Below are 25,241 nucleotides of genomic sequence, written 5' to 3' on the forward strand. Positions count from 1 at the left end.
CTCGAGGATCCCTTGACCCTCGGGACCCGCACATCCCGCCGATGGCGGGGACGCATCCCCCTTCCGGCTGATCTTCGCGGTCGGCTCGCGCCGCCGCGACCCCGCCGAACGGCTCCGGAACCAGCCGTCCGGCGGATGTCCACGCGAGCGGCCGCCGTCGACCATGGAACCCTCACGCCGTCCCACCGCGGGACGGACGACGACGGAGGAGATCATGCAGCCCACCGACATCACGCTCATCTCGGAGCTCGCCCAGGCCGTGCGGGATGCGTCGCCCGTCGCGAAGGACCCGGAGGCGGCTCAGCTGATCACGCAGCTGATCGGCAGCCAGCCCGACGCGCTCTACTTCCTGGTGCAGACGGTCCTCGTGCAGAAGCAGGCGCTCCAGGCGCAGGCCGCTGCACCCGCCGGATCGGGCCAGCCGGCGTTCCCCGCCGCCGCGGCGCCGGCGGCGTCCCCCGCGCAGCCCCGGGGACTCTTCGGTCGACTCCCGGGGTCCGACGGCGGTGCCGCGGCTGCGGGCGGCGGCTCGAGCTTCTTGAAGACGGCGGCCGCGGGCGCCGCGGGAGCCGCGGGCGGCCTGCTCGTGGCGCAGGGGATCTCGAGCCTGTTCCGAGGCGGACCGGGCTCCGAGCACGGTGGTCTCGCCGGCTCCTACGACGAGGACCCCGAGGAGGGCTGGGACGATGACACCGATTGGGGATGAGTCGACGGACCGGGTTCGCCTCGAGCCGCTCGAGCCCGCCGATCGCCTCGCGTTCGCGGAGCGCCTGCAGACGGCGTTCGCCGCGGGGATGACCGACGCGGGCCTCCCCGAGGATTCCGAGCCGGTCCCGTCGGACGACGAGATCGCGGAGGCGCTCGACGCGCCCGGCGCGGACGCGCTCCAGATCGTGCTCGGCGACGAGCGGGTCGGCGGCGCTGTCGTCACGGCCGACCGACGCACGGGCATCAGCGAGCTCGACTTCCTCTTCGTCGACGCCGGGCGGCACGGCGCCGGGATCGGCGCCGCCGCCTGGTCGGCGATCGAGGCGCGCTACGACGGCACCGCGATCTGGGAGACGGTCACGCCGTACTTCGACCAGCGCAACCTCCACTTCTACGTCAACCGCTGCCGCTTCGCGATCGTCGAGTTCTTCCACCCGGGCCACCCGGAGGACCATCACCCGGACGCCGGCGCGGAGGGACCCGACCTCATGTTCCGGCTCGTGAAGGTGATGCCGCGGGCGGGCGGCGTCGGCGCGCGGGAGGGGGGAGTCAGCCCGTAGGGCATTGCTGTCGCAAGCACTGTGGCCGTCGCCCTTAGCTGGGACGGGCTTCCCGCGAGCACCGGTGAGCCGATCGCGCTTCGCGCGCAGCGGAAGGCGGCCCCGCGCCGATCCACTGGTACGCGGCTCAGCGCGTGTCCAGCGAGCCCGAGCCCGGCGCCGAGATGCGCCGGAGGATCTCGCGGGCCTCGCGCTCGATGGCCGGGTCGACGAACGTGCCGTCCTCGGCCACCGCGGCGGCCGATCCGTGCGCTCTCGCGGCGTGCCCGGTGCGCAGCACGTCCCGCGCCCAGGCGACCTCACTCGGGGCCGGCTGGAAGGCCGCCCGCACGACCGGCACCTGTCGGGGGTGGATGCAGCTGCGCCCCACGAAGCCGAGCTCGCGCAGGTCGCGGCTGCTGGTCGCGAGGCCGTCGGCATCGGCGGTGTCGGTGAAGGCGGACCCGACCGGGGCGGGACGTCCCTGCGCACGCGCCGCCATCACGACCGTCTGGCGGGCGAGCCCGAGTCCGGCGTCGCCGGCGCCGCGCGGAAGCCCAAGGTCGGCCCGCAGATCGGCCTCGCCGAGCATGATCGCGCCCACCGTCGGGTGCCCGGCGATCCGCAGTGCATCGGCCACCGCCCGGGCGCTCTCCAGCTGCGCGATGATCGGACGCTCGACCGGCCATCCCGCGACGGCATCGCCGATCGCGTCGAGATCCTCGGCGGCATCGACCTTCGGCACTCGGATCCCGTGGACGGCTCCGGCGTGGACGAGCGGCCCCACGGCCGCCAGATCCCGCTCCAGGTCCATCGACCCCGGGCGGTTGACCCGCACCACCACCGGCTTACCGGTCAGCTCGACGAGCGACGCGAGCGAGGATCGCGCGCGGTCGCGCTCGGAGGGGACGACGGCATCCTCGAGGTCGACCACGACCCCGTCGGCCGCGGCATGCGCCTTCGGGAAGAGCTCCGGCCGTGAGGCCGGCGCGTAGAGCCAGGCGACGACCTCGTGGATGCTCATACGACCCCCTCCCGGCGCAGCTCCTCGATCTCCTCGTCCGAGCATCCCAGTTCCCTCAGGATCTCGAGGGTGTCGGCGCCGTGACCGCGCCCGGCGAAGCGGATCCGGCCGGGCGTCTGCGACATCCGGAACAGGACGTTCTGCATCCTGACCCTCCCGAGGTCCGGATCCGGCACCTCGGCGATCGTGCCGAGCGCGCGGTACTGCGGGTCGGCCATCACCTGGGCGATGTCGTAGACGGGGGCGATCGCGGCTTCGGCCTCCTCGAACCGAGCGAGCACCTCGTCCAGGTCGCGGGTTGAGATCCACCCCGCGACTGCGGAGTCGATCTCGTCCGCGTGCGCGGCACGCTCCCGCCCAGAGGCGAACCAGGGGAGAGCGACCAGATCCTCTCTCCCGACCAGACGCATGATCCGCTCCGCGACCGGCGTCGCGCTCGAGGAGACGGCCACCCACCGGCCGTCGCGGGTGAGGTAGGTGTTGCGGGGGGCGTTGTTCTCGGAGCGGTTGCCGGTGCGGCGGGGCACGATGCCGAGCTGGTCGAACACCGTGATCTGCGAGCCGAGCATGGCGAGGATCGGTTCGACGATCGCGAGGTCGACGACCTGTCCGCGGCCCGTGCGCGAGCGGCTGTGGACGGCCATCATCGTCGCGAGGGCGGCCGCGATCCCGCTGATGTTGTCGGCGAGCGCGAGAGGCGGCAGCGTCGGCGGCCCGTCGGGCTGGCCGGTCGAGCTGGCGAAGCCGCTCATCGCCTCCGCCAGCGTGCCGAACGCGGGCCGGTGCGCCATCGGCCCGTTCTGCCCGAACCCGGTCACCCGCACGAGGACGAGGCCCGGGTTCTGCGCGCTGAGCTCGGCGTAGGAGAGTCCCCAGCGCTCCAGGGTGCCGGGGCGGAAGTTCTCGACGACGACGTCCGCCTCCGCGGCCATCCGCAGCATGAGGTCGCGACCGCGCGGGGTGGAGAGGTCGAGCGTCATGGTGCGCTTGTTGCGCCCGAGGGACTTCCACCAGAGGCCGACGCCGTCCTTGCTGGCGCCGTGTCCCCGCGATCCGTCGGGGCGCAACGGATGCTCCACCTTGATCACGTCGGCGCCGAAGTCGCCGAGGATCGTCGCTGCGCCCGGTGCCGCGAACAGGGTGGCGACGTCGAGCACGCGCAGGTCCGCGAGCGGGCCGGGGTCGATCGCCTGGTCGTCCATCGTCACCGCGCGAGGGCCAGCGCCTCGTCGAGGGGCACGTCGGCCAGCGCCGGAACGCTGATCCCGGTGACCCGCGCACGCAGGGTGATCCCGGCCGGCATCCACCTCTCGCCGTGGAGCGCGGCGGCGGCCGCTCCCGCCAGCGCCGGCAGGGTGGCGGCACTGCGAGGGTGGGCCAGCGCTCCGAGCAGGAGCTCGTCGGCGGCGCGCGCCTGCGCGAGGTGACCGAGCAGGAGCGCGAGCGTCTCGGGCGCGACCGTGCCGTAGCTGTAGATCACGTCGCCGATCGAGGCCGAGAGCCGGACGGCCCGGTCGAGGGCGCCTGTCGCGCCCTGCACGGATGCGAGGGCCGACTCCGCGAGGCGTCGCGACCATGTCTCGGGCGGCAGCACGGCGAGCGCTCCGTCGATGGCGCGCTCCGACCCCTCACCGCCGAGCAGTCGGGAGATCAGCACCGCCGTCGCCTCGGCGCACCAGACGCCGTCACGCGCACCGGTGTGCTCGGCATCGCGACGGGCGGCCTCGCGCACGGCCGTCTCGTCGGAGAGGGTCGCGGCTGCGGCGGCCGCGCGGACCATCGGCATGTCGTCGAAGTAGTGCGGATTGTCGTTGCCCGACTGCGGCGCCCGGAGACCTCGACGCAGGTTCTCGATCGGGATGCGGGTGCCGATCCGCGCCGGCCCCGCGTGATCGGCGACGGCGATCCACTCGTCGTCGATGGCTTCCAGCCCGGCTTCCTCGGCGACGCGCCGCAAAGCTCGGGCCGTGAAGGCGAACCACTCGATCGCCTCCCCGGCGCCCGGCTGCAGCAGGTCGATCGGCGACGAGTGCGCGTACGGGACGGCGGGGGTGGTGGTGCCGTGCTCCCGCGCGAACGCGGCGAGCGTCTCCATGCGGGCGAGGCGCTTGGGGGTCGTCAAGCGGATCCGGTACCCGGCGTCGGGCCAGGCGATCGCTTCGCCGCAGAGGAGTCCGCGGGCGACGAGACGAAGGCGGTCGGTGGTCATCGGGTGCCCTCCACGAGATCGACGAGCTGGTCCGCCGTGTCGAGCGGATGGATGCCGGCCATCGACCGGATGCATGACCCCTCGACCGGGCGCAGGCCGTCGAGCCAGTCCTGCGGGATCGCGTCGACACCGTCGATCGCCCCCGCGATGCATCCCGCCATGGCGGCGATGGTGTCGGCATCCCGGCCGAGGTTCACGGCGAACAGCGTGCTGTCGGCGAATCGCCCCCGGCCCGCGATGACGGCGCACAGAGCCAACGCCGCGGCCTCCGGTGCGATGTCGGCCCAGTAGTAGTCGACGATCGCCAGGCGATCGTGCAGCGCGATGGCGAGGGCGTCGGGGTCGTCGTGGGCGTGCACCAGCTCGCGACCGTCGACGAGGTTCCGCGCGGTCCAGGAGTCGGCCGGGATCGCCGCCAGCGCGGCGGCGAACGCGGACTCCGCGTCGGCTCCCGCCATCGCCGCAGTCACGGCCACCGCGACCGCGACGCCGCTGTGGATGCCCTCGCCGCTGTGGCTCACCACGCCGTCCTCGACGGCGAGCCGGGCCGCGAGCACGACGTCGCCGTCGGCGACGATCCCGAGAGGCGCGACGCGCATCGCCAGCCCGTCGCTCCACCCGTGGATGTGATCGCCCGACAGCGGGGGGCGCACGCCGCGCCGCAGGTTGTCGATCGCGGCCATCTCGCTGAACCCTCCGCCCGCGAAGCCATCGCGCTGCGGCAGGACGTCCTCGATCCAGGCGGCGGCGAAGTCGTCGCGGGTCGCGCTCGTCCCCGCCCGCAGGACGGTCTTCGCCGTCAACAGGGCGTATTCGGTGTCGTCGCTGCCGGCCGGCGTGTCGGCGAGGTACCCGGTCACGCGTCCGTAGCGCGCCTGGATCTCGGCCGCGGAGAGCCCTTCGACGGGGCGCCCGATGGCGTCGCCGATGGCGAGGCCCGCCATCGCGCCCCGCGCGCGGGCACGGCGACTGGGCGGCGTGGTGTGGTCGGTCATGGGGTCGGTGTCCTCCCGGGGACGTGGTGTCAGGAGCGGGATGCGGCCGCGACGGTCCGGGCGGCGAGGGCGCTGATCGCGACCCCGTCCCGGCCGGGCAGGCTCGTCGCGATCCGGTCGTGGAGCGGAGCGGTCCAGCGGTCGGGGATCGCCGAGGCGCCTGCGAGCGCCCCGCAGATCGCCCCGACGGTTGCGCCGACCGAGTCGGTGTCCCAGCCGGCCATCACGGCCAGCGGGACGGCGTCGTCGAAGCGCGCTCCGCCGCGTCGGAGCGCCCAGGCGATGGTCGCCGCGTTGTTGAGCACGTGCACCCAGTGCATGCCGGCGAAGCGTTCCCACAGCGCCGCGAGCGATGCGTCGAGGTCGAGGTCGGATCGGCCGAGCTCGTCGCCGAATCGGATCGCGTCGGCGAGCCGGCTGCGGGGAGGGATGACGGCCACCCCGGCTCCGGCGACCTCGTCGTAGTCGCCCGATACGACCGCGACCGCCGACATGCCCGCGACCCACATGGCGCCGTAGACGCCGTTGCGGGTGTGGCTGAGCCGCGCGTCGGCGTAGGCGATGCGGGCCGCCGCCGCCGGATCGCCGGGAGCGGTCCACCCGTAGACGTCGGTGCGGATGAGCGCCCCGATCCATTCGCGGAACGGGTTCCAGCGTCGCGCCGCCCGCTCGGGGTCGACGCCCTCGAGCAGGTTGCGGTAGGCGGCGCGCTCGGCCGTGAAGACCCGTCCGGCAGGGAGCGAGGCGAGCCAGGAGAGCGCGACGTCGTCGGTCGTCAGCTCGGCTCCGTGCGATTCCACCGCCTGCAGCGCGAGGATCGCATAGTTGAGGTCATCGTCCTCGGGCATCCCGTCGATGTTCTCGGCGAGGGAGGTCGGGCCGGACGCGCGGTTCCAGGGCCACCGTCCGGCGACCTCGGCGTCGAGGCCCTCTGCGGTGAAGTAGTCGCGCAGCGGCCAGCGGCCCGTCGACTCCAGGATCGCGCGGATGCCCTCCGGCGGGATCTTCTCCACCGGCTTCCCGAGCAGGCACCCTGCCGCCCGGCCGAGCCAGGCCCCGAGGGCGCGATCACGGTCGAGACGGACGGCGCCCCCGTCGGGGGCATCGGCGAGGATGGCGCCGAGCTCGTCCGGCTCGTCGGGAGCGGGAGGCGCCGGGGTCGCGTCGAGCCGGTCGAGCAGCTCGCCCGCGAGGAGGCGCAGCTCGGGGCTCGCTGCCTCTGCGCTGGCTCCGTTGCGCAGCACCGTCAGGTCGCCACCCGCGCGCTCCCACTCGGCCGCCGCCCACGCGACGTCCTTGCCCTCCTCGCCGGATTGCCGGATCTCGAGGACGACGAGGTCCTCCGGTTGCGACCAGCTGAGTCTCACGAGGCGAGTCGCTCCGGGTCCGCGAGGGCGCCGATGCGGTCGACCGCGGCGAGCGCCCGCACCCGGTCGCGCTCGAGGATGTCGCTCGCGGCCTGCGCGAGCAGACCGGCGTGCACCCCGAAGTCCACGCGGCTGGCGGCCCCGATCTCCTCGACCCACTCCGCGGGCACGACGTGGGAGCCGTGCATCGCGCCGATGATCGCGCCGGCCATGCTGGCGATCGAGTCGGAGTCCCTGCCGTAGTTGACCGCGCCGAGCACGGCCCGCCGGTAGTCGCCGCCGTGAGCGATCACCATGCCCAACGCGACCGGGAACTCCTCGATGGACTTGGTCCGCGAGGGGATCCGGGCGTCCGCCGCCGGCTCGCGATAGCGCTCGCCGACCGTGTCGAAGGGCCGGATCGCGTCGCGCAGGCGGGCTCCGATCTCTCGGTCGGATGCGTCGCCGACCGTCGTCGCCGCCTCGACCACCGCGGCGACCGCGGCGCGGGTGCCGTCATGGCTGACCGAGAGCACCGCGTCCGCGACGCCGAGCGGATCGGCCCCGGGTGCCAGCGCGGCGGCGACGGCGGCCGCGAAGGCGCCGGCCGCTTCGCGCCCGTAACTGGACTGATGCGCGCCGGCCAGATCGATCGCCTCGCGATACGCCCCGGTGGCGTCGCCCGCGTTGACCACGCCGACGGGAGCCAAGTACATCGCGGCGCCGCAGTTGACCACGTTGCCCACGCCCGCCTCGCGGGGATCGATGTGGCCGTACTGCAGACGGGTGACCATCCACTTCTCAGCGAGGAAGATCCTGTTGAGCAGGACCGTCTCCCGCTCGAGCTCCGGGATCCACCGCACGTCGCCGATCAGTCGCGGCACGAGGCCGTCGGCCATGGCGAACGCATCGAGGTGCTCACGGCGCTCGGCGTACACCTCGATGAGCGCCTGGGTCATGAGGGTGTCGTCGGTGATGTGCCCGTCGCCCTTGTGGTACGGGCTGATGGGGCGATGTGTCTGCCAGTCCGCGAAGAAGGGCGGGACGATGCCCTCGACCCGACCGCCGTACCGCTCCTCGATGGCCTCCGGGGTGAATCCCTCGGTCGCGCCGCCGAGGGCGTCGCCGACCGCCGATCCCGTGACGACCGCGAGGGCGCGATCCTCGATCCAGCTGCTCACGTGTGCTTGCTCTCCTTGATGGTCGTCGGGGACGGCGGCTCGGCGTCGATCCGGGCCGCCGTCGGGATCAGCCGTTGACGGTCTGCCAACCGGTCTCGAGAGCGGACGCGAGGCCCTTCTCGTCGATCTGTCCGCCGAGGTACTTCTGGTACGCCGGGGTCGCCACGGTCGACTTCCACGTCTCGTACTTCGTGAACGTGTTCCAGGTCGGGTTCACGAGGTGCTTGCCCGAGGCGAGCACCTGCGCCCAGCCGTTCTTGCCGGCGGTCAGCTTCGACGCCTCCGCGAGGGCCGAGGTCGTCGCCGGGATCTCCCCGTCCGCGATGTTGATCGCCGCGAGGTTGCTCGCCGACTGGTAGAAGTTCACGAACGTCGCCGCGGCGGCCTGGTTCTTGGACTTCTTGGTGATCGAGAGCGTGATCGGAGCCGACATCTGCTGCGCGCCCTTCGAGCCCTCGAGGGCCGGCAGCACGATCCAGTTGAACCCCGCCGGCGCGTCGGCCGCGATGTTCGCGATCTGGTAGGAACCCGCCACCGTCATCGCCGCCTTGCCGCCGTAGAAGGTGGGAAGGGCGTCCGACGTGGACTGGGTGACCCCGGTCTGGTCGACGTATCCGGCGTCGATCATCTTCTTGACGCGCGACGGGACCGCGAGCTCCGCCGAGCCGATGTCGGCCTTGGCCTTCGTCTCGTCCGAGCTCGTGAAGAACTTCGCGCCGAAGCCGAGGCCGAAGCTCGCGAAGTTCGACGTGGGCGACTTGAGGCCCCAGACGAGACCCTTCACGCCACCGGTGGTGGTCTTCTTCGCGATGTTCTCGAACTGATCCCACGTCATGGTGTCTCCGGTCGGGATCTGCACGCCCGCGGCGTCCAGCAGATCCTTGTTCGCGAACACGACGTAGCTCTGCTGCTCGGTGGGGACGGCGAGCAGCTTGCCGTCCTTCTCGAGACCGGCACGCACGCTCGCCGGGATGTCGGCGACCGTCGACTTCGGGAGGAGCTTGCCGAGGTCGGCGAGGTAGGCCGAGAACTGCAGGGTGTCGCCCGGGGCGTCGTTCTGCACGACGTCGGGAGCGACGCCCCCGGCGTACTGGGTCTGCAGCTTCTGCTCGAGGCTGTCGGCGGGCGCCACCTCGAGGGTCACCTTGATCTTGGGGTACTTCTTCTCGAAGTCGGCCACGAGCTTCTTCGTCTGGGCGATGGCCGCCGGCTGGTTGTTGAAGTACTCGTACGTGATCGAGCCGGACGTCGCGGAGCCTCCGCCGGTGCTGTTCGAGCCGCCGGAGCAGCCGCTCAGTGCGACGAGCGCGACGGCGGCGATGCCGAACGCGAGAGAGCCACGGGCTTTCATGTCACTTCCTATCTGTTGGGTTCTGGGTGAAGGGTTGGTCGGGTCTCAGCCCTTGACCGCGCCGGCGAGGAGCCCGCCGGCCAGTCGGCGCTGCAGGATCGAGAAGAAGACGATGCTCGGGATCGCCGAGAGCAGCGCGCCCGCGGCAAGCGGTCCGATCAGTGAGAGCCCCTGCCCGTTCACGAACGTGCTGAGCGTCACCGAGAGCGTGTAGTTCGGAGAGGACTGCAGGATCACCAGCGCGAAGAAGAACTCGTTGTATGCGGAGACGAACGTGAAGATGGAGGTCGCGATCAGGCCGGGACGCAGCAGCGGCAGGACGATGCTCCAGAGAATGCGCAGCCGTCCGGCCCCGTCGATCGAGCCGGCCTCCTCGATGTCGCCGGGGATGCCGCTCACGTAGCCCTGCAGCATCCACAACGAGAACGGCAGCGTGTAGACGACGTAGACCAGGGTCAGTCCGCCGAGGTTGTCGATGAGCCCCAGAGCCCGGAGCACGAAGAACATCGGGATGATGATGAGCGGCACGGGGATGATCTGGCTCACGAGGATCCACCCGATCCCGAGGTTGCGCACGCGCCCGCGGTAGCGGGCCATCGCGTACGCGCCCGGGACGGAGACGACGATCACGATGAGCGTCGTCGACAGGGCGACGACGACGCTGTTGATGGCGGCCTGGACGAGGCCCTGGGTCTGCAGCGCCACCGCGAAGTTGTCGAACGTCGGGTGCTGGGGGAACAGGCTGACGGTCAGCGAGTTGATGTCGCGGCTGGTCTTGAGCGAGGTCGAGATCAGCCAGACGAAGGGGAACGCGAGGAAGATCGCGAACGCGGCGAGCGCGACGTACTGCAGCACGCGTGCGACGACGCCCCCGGCGCTCCGGCGGACGGGCCGGGCGCTCATGCCCGGGCTCCCCGACGCAGGCGCCGCAGCAAGGTGAAGGATGCGAGCACGAGGATCAGCACGAGGATCACGTCGGTCATCGCGGCCGCCAGGCCGGTGTCGCCGCTATGGAAGGCCTCTGTATAGACGAAGAGCATGGGGAGCAGGGTCTGGCCGCCGGGCCCTCCGCCCGTGAGCACGTAGACGATGCCGAAGGAGTTGAAGTTCCAGATCAGGCTGAGCGAGCCGACGGCGATCATCACCGGCCGGATCGCGGGGAGCGTGACGTGCAGGAAGCGCGACCAGGCGTTGGCTCCGTCGACCTTCGCCGCCTCGACGAGCTCGGTGGGGATCTGCTGGAGTCCCGCGAGCATGGAGACGGTGTTCTGAGGCATGCCCGCCCAGACCCCGACGAGGATGACGGCCGGCAGCGCGAGGCTGAAGCTGCCGAGCCAGTTGATGTCCGTCGGGCCGCCGAGCGCGTCGATGAGCCAGTTGAGCGGGCCGTGCGTCGGCGAGTAGATGGCCTGCCACATGATCGCGACCACCACGGGCGGCATCGCCCACGGGACGATCGCGAGCACGCGGACGAAGGCGCGGAAGCGGAGGTTCGAGTTCAGCAGGAGGGCCAGGGCGAGGCCCAGCACGACCTGCAGGACCGTGACGGAGACCGTCCAGACGGCGCCGATGCCGAAGGACTGCCAGAACGGCGCGTCGGCGAAGACGCGCCCGAAGTTCTTGAGCCCGACGAACTGCGGCGGATCCGGGTTGATGATCGTCGAGTCGGTGAAGGCGTACAGCAGCCCGACGATGATCGGCAGGACGCTGAGGATCATGATCGGCAGCGCCGAGGGCAGCGCGAGCGCGATGGCCTCGGTGCGTCGGGTCGACGCGATCGTGGCGCGTCGACGAGTGACGGTAGTGCTCATCCGGCACGCCTCCCGGAGAGCGAACCGGCCGTCGAGTCGCGCACCACGAGTTCCGGCTGCACCTCGACGGTCTGAAACGGACGCGTCGGCTCGTCGAACCGGCGCAGCAGCAGGTCCGCCGCGATCTCGCCCCGTCGTGCGGCGAACATCGACACGCTGGTCAGGCTCGGGCTGTACATCGCGGCGAACTCGATGTCGTCGATGCCCGTGACGGCGAGGTCGTCGGGCACACGCAGACCGGCATCGTGCGCGGCGACGATGACGCCGAGCGCGATCAGGTCGTTGGCGGCCACCACCGCATCCACCCGCTCGTGGCGACGCTGTCGATGCCAGCGCGAGAAGATCGGAGCGGCAGCCGCGCGACCGGCTTCCAGCGTGAACTCGGATGCGATGATCTGCGACGCGTGCGCGTCCGGGATCCCGAGCCTCCGCGTGGAGCGATAGAAGCCCCGCTCGCGCACCGAGCCCGGCTGCGTGTCGAGCGGTCCGTTGACGAAGGCGAAGTTGCGGCGCCCGAGCGCGTGCAGGTGAGCCGTGGCCTGCTCGACGGCGACGCTCGAGTCGACCCGGACGTTGTCGATCGTGAGCCCGTCGCCGAGCGACCCGATCACGACCACGGGGATCGCCGAGTTGACGACCGCGCGGCGCAGGACGTCGTCCGAGCGGAGCGAGGACAGGATCAGGCCGTCGGCGCCGCCGAGGGACAGCTGCCGCACCCATTCCGCAGTGCGTCCAGGCTCGCTCGTCGAGGTGACGCTCACTCGTGGCCCGTCCGCGCCGAACGTGCGCTCCACGGCCCGCAGCATGGCGACGTAGTTCGGGTTGCCGATGTCGTCCACGGCGAATGCGACCCGCCGCGTCGCCCCGCCCGCGCGCAGCGCGCGCGCCGTGCTGTCGGCCAGGTAATTGAGGTCGCGCGCTGCGGCGCGCACCTTGCGGATCATCTTCATGCTCGCGCTGCCGCCGGAGAGCGCCCGCGACGCGGAGGCGAGTGAGACGCCGGCGGCCTCGGCCACGTCGTGGAGTGTCGCGCGCGGCATGATCTCTCCTTCGAGCTCCGGGTACTGAACGTTCCCTATGTGGATTGGAATCGTTTCCAAAAGCGGCTCCACCCCCCCATAGGGTCCGAGGACACTAGCCGCGCGACGCGGAGGCGTCAAGGACGTCGACCCGCACCTGCGCGCGGAGCTCGGACAGCTCGGCAGGGCTCATCGCCGGAGCCTGGGCCCCGCGGTGCTGCACGGTCCAGCCACCGGCCGCGGCCGCCGTCCGCAGCGCTTCGGCCCGGGACAGACCCCCGGCGAGCGCCCCGACCAGCGCTCCGCCGAAGGCATCCCCGGCCCCCGTCGTGTCGACGACCGGGACGCGCGGCGCGCTCGCGCGGAGGATCCCGCCGCCGAACGCGTAGATGCTCCCGGCGCCGCCGAGCGTGATGACGCATTCGTCGGCGATGCCGCGCAACGCGGCGACGACCTGCCCGAGTGGCGCGTCGGCGGCGCGTCCGGCCACCTCGCGCGCCTCCCCCTCGTTGACGACCAGCAGATCGGGCCTGATCGCGGGAAGGCCCCGCGCCATCGGCGACGCGTTCAGCACCGTCCACCCTCCGGCCGCCGCCATCGCCGCGGTCGTGGCCTCGACAGGCACCTCGAGCTGCACGAGCACGATCGCGGCACGGCCGAGCGCCGTCGCCGCACCGCCCGCGTCGATCTCGTCGTTGGCGCCCGCGGCCACGACGATCGAGTTCTCGCCGGTGGCGTCGACGAGGATCGTCGCCGACCCGGTCGCGCTCGTCGTGATCGTCAGCTCGGCGCGGACGCCTCGTGAGCGCAGCGCCTGCGCGACAGCGCGGCCGTCCGCATCGTCGCCCACGGCCCCGATGAACGTGGTCTTCGCTGAGCCGTGGACCCGTGCGGCCACCGCCTGGTTGGACCCCTTGCCGCCCGGCCCGCGGTGCTCCACCCTGCCGAGCACCGTCTCGCCGGGCGCAGGGAGGCGATCGACGACGTAGGCCGTATCGACGTTGGCGCTGCCGAAGACGACCACCTCGCCGCGCGGCACGGGGACACCGACGGGAGACGTGAGCGGGTCCATGTTCCTCGCAATCCTGGGGCGCGCTCATCGGCGACCTCGTGGAAGCCCTTCCACCACAGACGAGAAGGGGCCGGGGAGCCGGCCGAAGTTAGCGGCGTCGGGGCGGGGGCGTCAAGTCGGTCGACGGTCGACCGAGCAGAACGAAGCCCGATCGGGTGTCTGAAACGCGAGAAGCGACCCGCATGCACGAGCCGCTTCGTGTGTGTGCGCCCGGAGGGATTCGAACCCCCAACCTTCTGATCCGTAGTCAACGGTCGAGGTTCACCGCGGGTCACTACGCACCCCCACTTCCCCGTATTCACGGGGCTCCGACCTCTCTCGGGGAGGGGGCTTTCACGACCTCTCACTGACCGTCACGGGCATCACGCACACAACGCTGCACACAAAAAAGGTGCCCCCGACCTGCGCCAACAGGCCGAGGGCGACGTCCGAATTCGAGAAAGGAACACGGACAACATGAACGCTACCTACACCGGAGATCGCTACTCCGCCGACACCTACAACCAGCCGTGCCCGGCAGCCCTGCCGTGGTGCAAGGGACACAACGGACCCGAGGTGCAGGACGCCGCCGAGGCGCACCAAGGGACCATCGGCACCGTCAGCGGCGGTGACAAGACGGTCGACGTGACCGCACTGCTCAACACGACAACCGGTCACACCTCGTTCAGCGTCTACCTCGACTTCCTGGACCTCGAGCCCGGCACGGTCGTGGCGGGCATCCGTGACCTGCGGGTGATCGCGAACAAGCTCGAGGCGCTGCTGACGACGTGGAAGCCGGAGAACGCGGCGGTGACGCTGTGAGCGGGCTCCGCGGCCTCGTGCAGGCACGTCCGGCCGTCCTCGACCCGGGAACTTCCCTGGACGCGGCGGCGAAGCTCGACCCGTCGAACCTGACTCTCGTGCAGTCCGCGATTCTGCGGCTGCTGCGGGAGAACGGTCCGAGTACGGATGAGCGGATCGAGAGCCTGTATCAGGTGCACCGCGCCCAGCACCCGCACCTGCCGATGGCGAGCCCGCAGAGCCTCCGCACGCGCCGGCATGAGCTCGTGATCGCCGGGCAGGTGCGGGACAGCGGGAAGCGCGGCTCGACCCGGTACGGGAACGCCTCGGCCATGTGGGAGGCGCGCTCGTGAACGAGATCGTGTCGCTGCCCGTCGAAGTCGACTGCCCGGAATGGTGCGAGAACCACCGAGGCGCGAAGGCCACGACGCACAAGTTCCTCGATGACCATGCCCGAGTCGAGGACGTGAAGTACCTCGGCCAACACTCCGCGTCGCAGCTCTTCTATCGCCGCTATCCCGGGCTCAGGCCGACCGCAGTGGCCGTGCAGCAGACCGCGAGTTCTGGCGGGGTCTGGGAGCCCCAGATTCGGATGTGGCACGGCGTTCAAGGTGTCGACGATGAGCCCGGGTGGCCTCCGCGGACTTCGCAGACGTTCACAGTTGCGGAGGCGCGTGCTCTCGGAGAGGCGCTCCTTCGCGCGTGCCAGCTCGTGGAGGAGATCTTGCCGAAGCGGTGTAACTGCGGAGAGCCGATCGAACCGCAAAGAGATTCCTGCGTCGGTTGCATGATGGCCGCGGAGAAGGCTGAGCGAGAAGCACGACGCGCTCGGTTGGCTGCGGTTCCGCGAGGAGCAGAAAACCTCCCCTAGTGCCGGGACGGGCGGGGCATTTCTTGTCAGGGTTGCGTCCCGCCCGCTCCCCCCCTGGGACTAGCCGAGCAAGACTCGTTAGCTCTACAGTCAGAGCGCTCACGGAGGAGTTCCCATGATTCAAACTCGCGCCGATTCGGGTCGGCTGTGGATAGACCTGTGTGGGCGGCCAGACGGGCGTGATTCAATCCGCGGGTGAATGAGCTCGATGACGCAATCGGGCCTAACTGTCCAGGATGCCTCGAGCCGATGGAGCCAACTGTGACGGCGTGGTGGTGCGAGGAATGTCGGGTCACCGCGCGACCGGGGCAAGCCTCAAAGTTCGGAGAGGCAGCGGGGGCGGCAAGCCCTCGTCAGTGGCCGTCCGCGTAGACCTGGACGTTCACCTGACCGAAGTACAGCTGCCCGGCGTGCGTAACTGTTACGGTCACGATGTTTGGCCCTTTGGTCAGTGGCATTGAGAGCGTGCCGAAATCGTTGGCGTTTGAGCACAGGCTGGTGCGATAAGGGGCGACTGTCGTTGCGGAGACAACAGTCGTGCAGTCGTCCTTCCAGCCCGAAGCATCTACAGACGGCTCGAATGTGACGATGACGTCGTATCGCCCCCCTTTCTGAGGTTTCGCGATGACGAAATCAGAGGGGCCTGCGGCGCGAAGGTTGTCATCAGCTGGCCGGAATGAGAGATTTACAGCTCCCGAAGGCGACTTGGTTGGGGTGGGCGTTGCGGCGAGAGATGAGGCATCACTTGGTTCGTCCAAGCTCTCGAGCCAATGTGTGAGACCGGGCCCGTACGTGTAGATCGCGGCCCCGATCGTGCAGAGACCGGCAGCGATCCCCACCAGCATGGCCAACGGTTTTAGTGGTGAGCGGTCCCACCAGTCGTTGTCAGCCATGCTCGGATTATGACAAGAAATCGACGCACGCAGAGGCCGGTCAGAGTTCGGTAGCCGTGGGGCCGTGTACGACTCGCGACGGGTCGTCGACGTGGCCGCTGTACTCGCGCGCCCACACCAGCCTGAATTGCTCGGGGTCGAGACCGAACCGCTCGATCGCTTCGAGCCGAGTCCACATGTCCGTGTCGGACCCGAGGGACACCTCTTCGTTCTTCGGGCTCGTCACGCGGGCGTCGTAGAAGCGCCGACCTCGAGACGACGTCCACACGCGGATCCACCCGAGCGGGCGGCCCTTCTCATCAGCGACCTCGAACCGCTCCTCACGATCGCGACCTGACCGCGGGAGCATCCGGCGCACCAACATAGCGTCGAACATAGTTTCGAATGTCGCGACACGCAAAGCCATCGGTACGCTCTGCCCGTGACCCTGACCATCTACAGCGTGTTCGCGCTACTGCTGGCGGCAATCTGCATCGCCTGGGGAGCTATCGGACTCTTACGCAGCCGCTGGATGGTGCGACTCAATCACCGGCTCATGCGTCGAGCCTGGGGCCAATCCATCGCTGATTCCACCATCTACCCAGCCCGAATCCGTCGCCTGATGTTTGGGTTCCTCCTCTTCGGCGCGCTGCTGATCGCATCCGTATTCCTCTTCCCCAACATGTACGTAGGCCATCGATGAGCGCGCGGTCATGTCACCCTCAAGTTGACTCGCCGCTGCACCTCGACAGCGACCTGCGCCGGGTCGACAGCGTTCGTGATGTACCAGTTGTTTACCGTCGTCTTCTGCGACGCTGGCCGGGTCGAGAGCGCTGCCATCGTGCCGGGCGCGTCGTAATTCAGCGACTTCAGCAGAGGACGCACCCCTGGGTAGTTGGCCGAGCTCGCCTTGGTCACCTCTTCGCCCACGGACAGCCGTGCGAGCACAGAGTCCGACGTGGACGATCCCGGACCGAACACGGTCCCCGAGAGACCCGGTGAACCGCCGCCTGCGTACCCGTAGATGGAGCCACCGTTCGCACGGTTCTGGGTCGCCTGATGCAGCAACGTCCCCGTAGCGATACCCGAGGCGTTGAGCTTCGCCTGCGCACTGCCGGCGATGGAATTCAGCGCCTCGAGCTGCTTCTGCAGGGCCGCGACCTTCGCCGCTGCAGCGTCGGTGTCGACGTCGACCTTCGTGTTCTTCACGTCCGGGATCTGGAAGATCTTGTCGATGTACGCCTGCACACCGTCCGTCAGCAAACCCTGCGACCGGAGCGTGTCCTCCATCTGCGTCTTCGAATCGATCAGCGCCTGACGCGCCTGAACGCTCGAACCCGTGGACTTGCCGACAGCCTCCGCATACTGCTGAGCCGCCTGAATCGACTGCTGAATCGCCTGCTGATTCGCGACCGCCGCCTTCGACGTCCCGTCAACCGCGTCATGGTTCTGCTTCAGCGAATCGACCAAGGAGTTGTTCGCACCAGCCAGACCGGTTTGAGCCTGAGCGACACCGAGCGTCTTGCCGTTGAGGATGTCAAGCGCGTTCCGCAGCAAACCAGCTGCATCGTTCTGCAACTGCATGGCGGTGGTGGTCTGCTCGAGCTGATCCTGCGTCTGCTTCTGCGCCTGCTTCGCCAACTGATACGTCGGAAGCGACACCCCGTACTGCGCCGCGTTTTCCTTCTCCGCCCGGAGCTGCGCCTCTGTGGAGATCGTCATCCCGCCGATCGCGTTCTGGATCTCGTTGTAGACCTGAATCTGCGACTTGATACCGCCCCGGTTCTGCTCGATCGCGTTCAGCAGATCGTGCAGAGACTGCGCATGCTTCTGCTCAGCCGCCGACGCCCCGTTGTTGCCGTAAGCCATCGACCCGTAGGACGACACCGCCTTGTCGGCAGCCTCGGACGCGGCGCGAATCTTGGCCGTGACCTCCGAGTGCGCCTTGCCCCCGTCGATGACCGCCGCGGTGAGTTCCTTCTGCGAGATCCCGAGCTTGTCAGCGGTCTTGTAGGCCCCCTCCGTGACGAGGTTCTGCGCGACCTGCAGTCGGGTGTGCTCACCGATCACGCCCGCGTCCTGCTGAACTGCGGAGGTGAAGTCGAGCTGCGCCGCGCGAGCAGCCTGCGTGGAAGCGACCGTCGCGCCGACCGCCACCGCGAGCGTCCCCAGCAGCGCGACCGCGATCCCGATCGGCCCCAGCGATGTGTCCATTGCGGCACCCAGCGCCGTGACAGCGCCCCGCACTCCGTCGACGATGCCCGGGATGACCTGCCACGCCTTGAACGCGATGAACCCGGCACCCACAACCGAGATCAGGGCTGTGAGGATCGGGATCGGAATCTGGCTCAGCGCCCACGTCACGCCCTGCAGAATCGGCAACACCACCGAACCGATCGGGCTTGCAGCCTGCACCAAACGGAGCGCGAGATCCGCGATCTGACCGAGAGCGGCCGACACCTTCGGAAGCTGCCCGACCGCGTACTGCACGAACGACTGGAAGCCGCCGTCCTTCGTCCACGACAGCAACCCAGCCGCGACCCGCTCGACGTACACCCCTGCCGTGAGCAGCAGCGGCTGCGCAACCTTCAGGCCCGTGACGAGCGTCCCGAGGAGAAAGTTGCCGGCCGTCCCGAGCTGCTGCGCGTAAAGCTTCGTCGAACTGTTGAGGCTCGGCATCGCCGCGTTGATCTGCCCGATAGCGACGTAGTACGACGACAGCATCGACACCGCGGCCGTGTTGCTCAGCTCGTTCAGGTCACCCTTGAGAACCTGCAGCCCCGCGGAGTAGCTGTTGCCGGCTGCGGTGCCCTGAGACATCGCGTTCTTGATGCCGAGGACCGCGAGAACACCCGCAGCGCCCATGACACCGAACGCGCCCGCGACACCCGCCGCATAGCCCGCCAAAGGCCCGAGCAACGGCACCAGTGCAGCGACCGCCAGAGCGATCGCCTGCCAGCGCTGCAGGTTCTGCTTCTGCGCCGTGTTCGACCGCTCAGTGGCGGCAGTGTTCTCGTCCTCAACTACGGTTGCCGCAGCCTCAGCCGCCTGCAGCCGCAAGACCGCGTCAGTGAGCGCGTTGTCCGCCTTCGTGGCCGCTAGATGCAGCGCCATCAGCCGTGACTCGGACGCGCCACCCTTCGCCTGCACCTCGTCGAGGCGCTGATAGGCGAGCTTGTAGTTGTCGAGCGCGAGTCCGGCCTTCCGCTGCGCAGCCTCAACCGCGGACAGCTTCGTGATCGCTTCCGAGACGTCAGCGCCGATCTTGACGTTCGTCGGAGTTGAGGTCAGCTCCTTCGCGAGAGCTTTGGCCTCAGCGACCTTCTCCTGCAGCTCCGTGAGCGTCGCGCCGATCTTCGCGTTGATCGCGCCAACGGTCGTCGCACCTTCTGTTGCCAATTCATCTGCTCGGTCCTGGGGATGATCGAGGGGGTGGGTAGAGGGGGATTACTTCTGCTTCGGGGCTGCGCGACGCGCGGCACGGTTCGGGGCGTGAGATTTCACGTAATCGGCCATCGCGGCAGTCTCGCCACCCGTGGCCCACATGATCTCCGCCATCGCACGACCGCCCTGGAATTCCGCCAGAGCAGTCAGAAGGATGCGCTTGATCGCCGCGTCCGAAACGCCGTCGTCGAGAAGCCGCTGCTTCAACTCGGGGCCGAGCAGCATCGCCTCAAGATCAACGTCCGAGAACTCCGGCGCATTGTCACCACCGGCAATAGCGGCATTGAACTTCTCACCCTCAGCCCCGACAACCGGACGGATCGTGTAACTCTTCCCGTTCACCGGGAGCACAAGCGGCTCATAAATCTCGGAGAAGTCCTCGAACTTAGACATCTGCTACCACCTTCGGAGGATCTTGGAAAACACGTTCACGGCTACGGGAATAGCGGCTCATAATCAGGTCACGGATATCGCTCGGCTGATGCCACGGATATGCCTCAGTCGACGGAATCGTGATCGCAACCCGGACCCGAGCCGGATCGAAATTGCCCGTCCGCAAAGACGTCTCCCACCCGGCGCGCGCAGACGCTGAATCCTCGAGATCGGAAACACGCAACTCGATACCGCCGTCTAGGGTCAGCAGCACGTACCAGTCAGGCTCCATGACCACCACGCCCCAACAGCACGTCCAGCTCGCCGGCATTCTTGGCGCGGGTGATCTCCTCGGGGTCCGACAGGTGCGCGTTCAGCCAGGCTTCGTCACGCTGCGGCGGACCTACAGGAGCGGCAGGCTCAGCTGAGGCATTCGCCTCAGGTGAAACATCCGTTTCAGGTGCAGGGTCCTGGAACGACTCCCCCTCAGCCAAAGCCCGATGCCCCAACACCACGTCGAGATTGCCCGCATGATGGGCCTCCCAACGCGCTGCAGGAGCAGCCGAATCAAGCCACGCACGCGAGAACTGAGGAGCCGAATCGCCCCTCAAACCCGCCCCATCAGAACATCGAGCTCACCCGCGGCAGCGGCTCGCACGACCTCAGCAGCGTTCGACTTATTCGCCACAAGCCACGCCTCATCTCGCTGCGCAGGACGCGCCGCAAGCCACTCCGCAGAGTGCTGCACAATCGGCTCAGTCCCCGCCATCAGGCGTCCGCCTTCCCGATGTTCCCGAGAATCCGGTACACGTCATCGCGGCGCTTCTCGTCATGCGTCAGCAGCAGACGAGCCGGCTCCCCATACGGCGCATTGAAGATCATGTGCAGGTACTTCCCGCCGTCCTCACGCTGCAGCGTGAACTCGTCCGTCAGAATCCCGCCGAACTCCGTATAGCCGACGCCGTGATCCAGCCTCCCCGGCTTCACGTCCAGCTGACCCAACCGAAGCCGCCAACCCTCATACAGCGACGAATACGCCTCAGCCACCGCCAGATACTCCCTAGCAGCGTCCTCCACCGCCCGGAGCCTCGTCACAAGCTCCGCCCCTGACTCCGGCGCACGAGACTCGATCTCAGCCCTTAGCGCCTCCAGAGCCTTCCCCCGCGACTGCTCGCGAATCTGAGCGGCCTTCGTCCGAGCGCCCTCAACGACCAGCGCCAGCGCCCGAGCCACGGAGATCTGACTCGACAAGTCCTCGTGCGACACCGACGTATCGCCGGCCATAATCCGATCCTCGATCGCCGTGACCAAAGCCTGCGCCTCCCGGGCGCGCTCTTCCGCATCCGCGACAATCCGGTCAGGATCCTGCTCCTCGACCTTCGACATTCGACCTCTCCAAAACGTTCTTTAGGCTGTCGATATCGACCAGCCAGAGCCAGTTATTTTCGCGCTGAGAACGCACCCGGCGTTCCTGAGCAAGACGGCGAACATGACGCTCGCTGCGCCCCACCAAACGTGCCGCCTCCCGGACGGTCACCCAATTGGTTGAATCCATCGTCCCAACAGCACGTCCGAATTCGGACATATCAGGATCAGGCTGATTGGCCGCAACAGCCAACGCCTCCAAAACCGGCTTAGCCCAAGAAGGAAACGGCGAGCCATCCACTTCCCACCGCCGACGCAAAAAACCCATCGTCGCCAACAGGACACCATGAGCCACACGACCCCGCAACAACTCCTCAAGATCACTCACAGCCAAAACCGAAAATCAGAAAAAGTCCCGCGCAAATTTTCGGAAGCCGACCCAAAACCGAGTTTGCCGACGCACCCAATACCGACGCGGGTGTATCGAAGGGCGCACGCATGCAAAAGGGGGCTCCCACCCCCCGTCACGATTCGTCCTCGCTGTCGCGGGTGGCGGCTTCGTGCTCGGCCCTGAGGCGGCTGAGCATGGTGGCTGCGTCTGCCTGTCTGCCCTGCGCTACGTCTTTGCCGAGCTTGGCTGCGCTTAGGGGGTCGAGGCCGAGGCGTGCAGCCCAGGTTTGGCTTGTGCTCATCCACTTGCGCAGTAGCTCGAGAGCGGACGTCTGGCCGCGTGCGCTGTCTGCTGCCTGGGCGATGGACATGGAGTCCACCCATTCGGTGAGGAGCTGCACCTTGGCCTGTGCCTGTGCCCAATGCCAGAGGGCGGATGCGAAGCGGGGTGATTGCAGGTACTGCGTGCCGGGGTCGCTGCGGACCTCTGCGATGTAGGCCTGCGCGATCGGCTCGACCCGTTCGACAGTCAGGTCAGGTGTGGAATTCTCCACAGGTTCGATCTCATCCGAGGGCATCGGGCTTGCCTCCGATCTGCTCCCACGCGGCGGCGATGTCGTCAGCGAAGAACTCCGCCCAGACGGGCGACAGGCCGAGCTTGTCTGCGAGGTTCTGCGCGGTCACCTCCATGCCCAGGTGGACCTCTGCAGCGGGACGACCGCCAGGAGGCGACACGAACGCCTCATAGCCGGGCATCTTGCCGGCCCACTCCGCGGCGAGATCGGCGCGTGCCTGGGCGCGTGCGTACTTCCAGAGGGTTTCGTGGAACATCGGAGCAGCGAGGTAGCCGAGCTCAGGGATGGCGAGAAGGTCGCGGACGATGCGCTCAGCGCGAGGCTGGACGGTTCGGAAGCTGTAGGCCCCGTGGGTTCGCGCGAGCTGATTCCCGGCACCGACGCGCCACTTGTTGCCGGGACGGAACGGTGGCCGCTGTCCGGGGAACGCGGGCGTCCAGTCGTCGCTCAATTGGTCACCCCCGGCCAGTGCTTGCGAGCGTGGCCGAGGTACGCCGGTAGGGCGTCTCCGCCCTCGCTGTCGATCAGCACGGACGCGGCCAGGAGGACGCCTGCGACCGCGATGTTGCTGAGCGCCCGCATCGGGTCGTCCTGTCGCATTGCCCACGCCTCGACGCGGTTCGCCCATTCGGGGTCCTGTCGGTCGTCTGCGACGTCCTGCAGGATCTCCACGATTACGGCGCTCATGCCTCGCGAGCCTGGGGGTGCGGGGAACGGGATGAGGTTGTCAGTCATTGCGGGGCCTTTCGTTCAGTCGGCGGCGGTAGTCCGCTGCCTCACGGCGCAGCGCGGTCACGTAGTCACGGAGGATCGCTGCAGCGAACGGATCGATCTCCTCAACGGCGTCAGCTACAGCCCCGTAGAGCTGCTGACGGGAGCGCCCAACAATCTGATTCGGTGTCAGAAGCACAGCCCGACTCCCCTGCAAATACGGGCCTCTCGAGGCTGTGTGAACGCGATGTGTGCACGCTGCCGGGTCGACCTACGCGCGCGCGGCGCGTTTCGCAGGTTCGCCGCAAGGGCATGAACCGCCCGGCCACGACTCGGTTTCGCGTTCATGCTGCCTCGCAGTTGGGGTGGGTTGTGTCTCCCTTAGCGGCGAGGATCGGGTGTAGCGGTGTGCCGCAGGTGGTGCAGTTTGGGACACCTGCCCCTTCAGCTGAGGTCGACGCATCGGTGGTGTGACCGATGTGACCGATCTCCGGGACATAGCGGGCGAAGGCGTCTGCGAAGTCGGATTTGAGGTACCCCTTGGCGGTGTCTGCTCCGTTTCCCGCATCACTGAACCTGATGGTGTGTGAACTGGGTATGCCGTATTTGGCGAGTTGACGGGATAGGAATCGGGAGTCGATCGGTTCGCCCTTGATGGATGCCCACGGGGCGGTCTCAAGGGCGTGAAGCCGTGCGAGGAGTTCCGTGGATCTGATCCTGTCCGCCTTCCCAATGACAGATTTGATGTCACTGAGGAGTCGAATCCCGAGGGTGGCGGGGCGGTCGTGTGCCTGGGCGACGAGTGCTACTGCTGCCGTCCTAGCTCTGGTGGGCCATTCACCTCCGGCAGCGTCTGCGACTGCGATGAGGGGTTCCCATACGTCGGCGTCGCGATCCTCAATGCCTTCGGGCAGGTCCGGCCAGGAGTCGGTCACATCGGTCACATGGGTCGCGGCCCACGCTGCGAGTCGGTCGTAAAGCGCCTCGGCTTCCGGGGCGACTACCCGTCTGCGATACGGCTCGACGTACTCCCCAGGCTTGCGTCGCTTCATCCGAATGATGACGCTGCGAGTGGCGAGGGTATCCGGGAGATCGTTGAGACCAGCCATCGCTACGGCTGCGAATGACGGCCAATCTTCGGTGACGACTTCCTTGCCTCGAACGGCTGCTCGTCCGGCCGTCGCGCCGCGCCGATAGCCGGAGTTGAGCAGCCCCCGGAGTTCGTCGCTCGCATCACCTTTTCCGGTAAATACGGTGTCGACTTCATCGAAGAGGAGAGTGGGCTTTCCCACGGGGTCGCTGATCTTGCGGAACACGTAGGCCGGGGTGGAGTTGACGGTGATGACTGGGCGGGGCACGAGCGGTTCGGTCATCTCGAGGAGGCGGGTTTTTCCGCTGCCGGGTTCGGGGGAGCAGGCCGCGAGTCGGGGCGTGTTGTCGAAGCAGTCGATGAGGTGCGTGTGCGCGATCCAGAGAACGTGCGCGACGACAGCCTCCTCAGATGGGTACGAGACAAAGCGACGAAGGAAGGTCTCAACATCGTTCAGCGGGCTCGGGTGAGTCAGGGAACTCACTTCCGCGAGGTCGTCAGTCATCAGTACGCCTCTCCTCGGTCGGCCTCTTCCCAGAGACGGTGGGTGATGTGGATCAGGTAGTCGCCGGGTTTCTTGCCGGGGTTCGAGGCGACGAAATACCAGCGGTCCCGGTCGTGCCGGAGCCATTCGTTCGTGGTGGCGTAGCCGGCGTTGTAGCCGTCTGCGTGAGCGACGGCCCACCACGCCTGCAGCGCGTCCGAACAGTCGTGCAGTTCGATTTCGCCTGCCACGAGCTTCCAGAGCGTGGCGAACAGCTCGTCCTCGACGGAGGCTCCGATGCGCTGTGCGGGGGTCTCGAGAATGGTCATGCGACACCTCGCAGGAGGGCGACGAGCTCGCTGCGCGTGTACTGAGTGACGAGCCGATCCGCGACCTTCGCGAGCGCGAGGATCTGAGCCGGCCGGAAGGTCACTCGGGAGCCGTCTGCGAGGACTGCAGAGAACTCATGCGAAGTGCGGATGCTGCGAAGTACCGCATCCCAGGTCGGGTCCGCGTGATCGAACTTCCGTCGTGCTCGTCCGCCGCCGTTGCCGTTCCGGCCAGTCGAGGGGCGACGCCTGCGCTTGCGGCGGGGAGGCTGCGGGAAGTAGTCGGTGCTGTGGGTTTCGTAGTTGTCATGCAATGGACTCCGGGTCCGATCTGGGGATGATCGAGGGTTGGTTAGTGGTCTGCTCCTAGGAGCTTTTTGAGGGGGGTAGTGAGCACGAGCCATCGCCCACCGAGGCGGATTGCGTCGATCTCTTTGCGTTGAATGGCCTGGTAGGCCTGATTCGATCCGATGCCCAAAATGGCCGCGGTCGTCTTTACGTCGATGGTCAAGTTCTCGTTGAGGATCTCGCGCAGCTTCGGCGTGAGCCCTTCCGCAGTGCTGATGTTGGCGGCACTCATGGCTCGATTCCTTTCCGGCTTTCACTGTCTTTGACCGGAGTACCCGGTACCGTGGCAACAGTAGCCGATGCTCCCGACTCTTTGGGGTACGGGGTACAGTGGCGTGTCATGGACGATGAAGCT

General features: G+C 68.3%; 28 protein-coding genes. 5 read left to right on the forward strand and 23 right to left on the reverse strand.

The genetic code is table 11. The features are described 5' to 3' along the window. Positions 1 to 214 precede the first annotated feature (214 nt). Entirely contained in the window at positions 215 to 706 is a 492-nt protein-coding gene (locus ACTHM3_RS07045; RefSeq protein ID WP_440405396.1) for a DUF2076 family protein, read from the forward strand. Further along, positions 687 to 1,268, forward strand: coding sequence for a GNAT family N-acetyltransferase (locus tag ACTHM3_RS07050; protein ID WP_440405397.1), 582 nt, complete (start codon positions 687 to 689; stop codon positions 1,266 to 1,268). The genes ACTHM3_RS07045 and ACTHM3_RS07050 overlap by 20 nt, the downstream gene beginning before the upstream one ends. Before the next feature lie 127 nt (positions 1,269 to 1,395). Here the strand turns inward: ACTHM3_RS07050 and ACTHM3_RS07055 are convergent, their stop codons facing one another. From ACTHM3_RS07055 to ACTHM3_RS07105, 11 genes are all read right to left on the reverse strand, one after another. Beyond that, complete coding sequence (locus tag ACTHM3_RS07055; protein WP_440405398.1) at positions 1,396 to 2,271, reverse strand: HpcH/HpaI aldolase/citrate lyase family protein; 876 nt, start codon at positions 2,269 to 2,271, stop codon at positions 1,396 to 1,398. After that, positions 2,268 to 3,473 carry a CaiB/BaiF CoA transferase family protein gene (locus ACTHM3_RS07060; RefSeq protein WP_440405473.1) on the reverse strand — a complete coding sequence of 402 codons (1,206 nt, stop codon included), beginning with the start codon at positions 3,471 to 3,473 and terminating at the stop codon, positions 2,268 to 2,270. Before ACTHM3_RS07060 ends, ACTHM3_RS07055 begins: the two co-directional genes overlap by 4 nt. A 2-nt stretch (positions 3,474 to 3,475) precedes the next feature. Further along, entirely contained in the window at positions 3,476 to 4,480 is a 1,005-nt protein-coding gene (locus tag ACTHM3_RS07065) for an ADP-ribosylglycohydrolase family protein (protein WP_440405399.1), read from the reverse strand. Then, complete coding sequence (locus tag ACTHM3_RS07070; RefSeq protein ID WP_440405400.1) at positions 4,477 to 5,475, reverse strand: ADP-ribosylglycohydrolase family protein; 999 nt, start codon at positions 5,473 to 5,475, stop codon at positions 4,477 to 4,479. The genes ACTHM3_RS07065 and ACTHM3_RS07070 overlap by 4 nt, the downstream gene beginning before the upstream one ends. A 29-nt stretch (positions 5,476 to 5,504) precedes the next feature. Next, complete coding sequence (locus ACTHM3_RS07075; RefSeq protein WP_440405401.1) at positions 5,505 to 6,842, reverse strand: ADP-ribosylglycohydrolase family protein; 1,338 nt, start codon at positions 6,840 to 6,842, stop codon at positions 5,505 to 5,507. Further along, positions 6,839 to 8,002, reverse strand: coding sequence for an ADP-ribosylglycohydrolase family protein (locus ACTHM3_RS07080; protein ID WP_440405402.1), 1,164 nt, complete (start codon positions 8,000 to 8,002; stop codon positions 6,839 to 6,841). The genes ACTHM3_RS07075 and ACTHM3_RS07080 overlap by 4 nt, the downstream gene beginning before the upstream one ends. Positions 8,003 to 8,069: 67 nt before the next feature. After that, positions 8,070 to 9,353 (reverse strand): ABC transporter substrate-binding protein, encoded by a 1,284-nt coding sequence (locus tag ACTHM3_RS07085; protein ID WP_440405403.1) that lies wholly within the window; start codon positions 9,351 to 9,353, stop codon positions 8,070 to 8,072. Positions 9,354 to 9,398: 45 nt separating this feature from the next. Then, positions 9,399 to 10,256, reverse strand: coding sequence for a carbohydrate ABC transporter permease (locus ACTHM3_RS07090; RefSeq protein WP_440405404.1), 858 nt, complete (start codon positions 10,254 to 10,256; stop codon positions 9,399 to 9,401). Beyond that, on the reverse strand, positions 10,253 to 11,164 hold the full coding sequence (locus ACTHM3_RS07095; protein ID WP_440405405.1) for a carbohydrate ABC transporter permease: 912 nt from the start codon (positions 11,162 to 11,164) through the stop codon (positions 10,253 to 10,255). Before ACTHM3_RS07095 ends, ACTHM3_RS07090 begins: the two co-directional genes overlap by 4 nt. After that, positions 11,161 to 12,204, reverse strand: coding sequence for a LacI family DNA-binding transcriptional regulator (locus ACTHM3_RS07100; protein ID WP_440405406.1), 1,044 nt, complete (start codon positions 12,202 to 12,204; stop codon positions 11,161 to 11,163). Before ACTHM3_RS07100 ends, ACTHM3_RS07095 begins: the two co-directional genes overlap by 4 nt. A gap of 94 nt (positions 12,205 to 12,298) precedes the next feature. Beyond that, complete coding sequence (locus ACTHM3_RS07105; protein WP_440405407.1) at positions 12,299 to 13,255, reverse strand: ribokinase; 957 nt, start codon at positions 13,253 to 13,255, stop codon at positions 12,299 to 12,301. A 456-nt stretch (positions 13,256 to 13,711) separates the two neighbouring features. On the opposite strand from ACTHM3_RS07105, the gene ACTHM3_RS07110 reads away from it, so the two are divergent. Further along, positions 13,712 to 14,056, forward strand: a complete 345-nt coding sequence (locus ACTHM3_RS07110; RefSeq protein WP_440405408.1) for a hypothetical protein — start codon at positions 13,712 to 13,714, stop codon at positions 14,054 to 14,056. Next, complete coding sequence (locus ACTHM3_RS07115; protein WP_440405409.1) at positions 14,053 to 14,388, forward strand: hypothetical protein; 336 nt, start codon at positions 14,053 to 14,055, stop codon at positions 14,386 to 14,388. Before ACTHM3_RS07110 ends, ACTHM3_RS07115 begins: the two co-directional genes overlap by 4 nt. Positions 14,389 to 15,259: 871 nt before the next feature. On the opposite strand, the gene ACTHM3_RS07120 is transcribed toward ACTHM3_RS07115, so the two are convergent. Then, entirely contained in the window at positions 15,260 to 15,799 is a 540-nt protein-coding gene (locus ACTHM3_RS07120) for a hypothetical protein (protein ID WP_440405410.1), read from the reverse strand. A gap of 40 nt (positions 15,800 to 15,839) precedes the next feature. Further along, positions 15,840 to 16,175, reverse strand: a complete 336-nt coding sequence (locus ACTHM3_RS07125) for a hypothetical protein (RefSeq protein ID WP_440405411.1) — start codon at positions 16,173 to 16,175, stop codon at positions 15,840 to 15,842. A 45-nt stretch (positions 16,176 to 16,220) separates the two neighbouring features. Between ACTHM3_RS07125 and ACTHM3_RS07130 the strand changes: the two genes are divergently transcribed. Beyond that, positions 16,221 to 16,481, forward strand: a complete 261-nt coding sequence (locus tag ACTHM3_RS07130; protein ID WP_440405412.1) for a hypothetical protein — start codon at positions 16,221 to 16,223, stop codon at positions 16,479 to 16,481. A gap of 8 nt (positions 16,482 to 16,489) precedes the next feature. Here the strand turns inward: ACTHM3_RS07130 and ACTHM3_RS07135 are convergent, their stop codons facing one another. The 10 genes from ACTHM3_RS07135 to ACTHM3_RS07180 form a co-directional block, all read right to left on the reverse strand. Further along, positions 16,490 to 19,177: a hypothetical protein gene (locus ACTHM3_RS07135; protein WP_440405413.1), complete on the reverse strand. Its 2,688-nt coding sequence runs from the start codon at positions 19,175 to 19,177 to the stop codon at positions 16,490 to 16,492. A gap of 48 nt (positions 19,178 to 19,225) precedes the next feature. Continuing rightward, the gene (locus tag ACTHM3_RS07140; protein WP_440405414.1) at positions 19,226 to 19,615 is read right to left on the reverse strand and encodes a DUF7426 family protein; all 390 of its coding nucleotides are present in this window, start codon (positions 19,613 to 19,615) and stop codon (positions 19,226 to 19,228) included. A gap of 747 nt (positions 19,616 to 20,362) precedes the next feature. Then, positions 20,363 to 20,980, reverse strand: a complete 618-nt coding sequence (locus tag ACTHM3_RS07145; RefSeq protein ID WP_440405415.1) for a hypothetical protein — start codon at positions 20,978 to 20,980, stop codon at positions 20,363 to 20,365. Further along, positions 20,952 to 21,347 (reverse strand): hypothetical protein, encoded by a 396-nt coding sequence (locus tag ACTHM3_RS07150; RefSeq protein WP_440405416.1) that lies wholly within the window; start codon positions 21,345 to 21,347, stop codon positions 20,952 to 20,954. The genes ACTHM3_RS07145 and ACTHM3_RS07150 overlap by 29 nt, the downstream gene beginning before the upstream one ends. A 136-nt stretch (positions 21,348 to 21,483) precedes the next feature. Further along, a complete protein-coding gene (locus tag ACTHM3_RS07155; RefSeq protein ID WP_440405417.1) occupies positions 21,484 to 21,927 on the reverse strand; it encodes a hypothetical protein in 444 nt (147 codons plus the stop codon). Beyond that, on the reverse strand, positions 21,914 to 22,375 hold the full coding sequence (locus tag ACTHM3_RS07160) for a hypothetical protein (RefSeq protein WP_440405418.1): 462 nt from the start codon (positions 22,373 to 22,375) through the stop codon (positions 21,914 to 21,916). Before ACTHM3_RS07160 ends, ACTHM3_RS07155 begins: the two co-directional genes overlap by 14 nt. Further along, positions 22,372 to 22,611, reverse strand: a complete 240-nt coding sequence (locus tag ACTHM3_RS07165) for a hypothetical protein (protein ID WP_440405419.1) — start codon at positions 22,609 to 22,611, stop codon at positions 22,372 to 22,374. Before ACTHM3_RS07165 ends, ACTHM3_RS07160 begins: the two co-directional genes overlap by 4 nt. Positions 22,612 to 22,979: 368 nt before the next feature. After that, positions 22,980 to 24,230, reverse strand: coding sequence for a DUF3631 domain-containing protein (locus ACTHM3_RS07170; RefSeq protein WP_440405420.1), 1,251 nt, complete (start codon positions 24,228 to 24,230; stop codon positions 22,980 to 22,982). Continuing rightward, complete coding sequence (locus ACTHM3_RS07175; RefSeq protein WP_440405421.1) at positions 24,230 to 24,538, reverse strand: hypothetical protein; 309 nt, start codon at positions 24,536 to 24,538, stop codon at positions 24,230 to 24,232. The genes ACTHM3_RS07170 and ACTHM3_RS07175 overlap by 1 nt, the downstream gene beginning before the upstream one ends. A gap of 352 nt (positions 24,539 to 24,890) precedes the next feature. After that, positions 24,891 to 25,118, reverse strand: coding sequence for a hypothetical protein (locus tag ACTHM3_RS07180; RefSeq protein WP_440405422.1), 228 nt, complete (start codon positions 25,116 to 25,118; stop codon positions 24,891 to 24,893). Between the last annotated feature and the right edge of the window lie 123 nt (positions 25,119 to 25,241).

This window comes from Pseudolysinimonas sp., assembly GCF_051954455.1.
Lineage (GTDB): Bacteria > Actinomycetota > Actinomycetes > Actinomycetales > Microbacteriaceae > Pseudolysinimonas.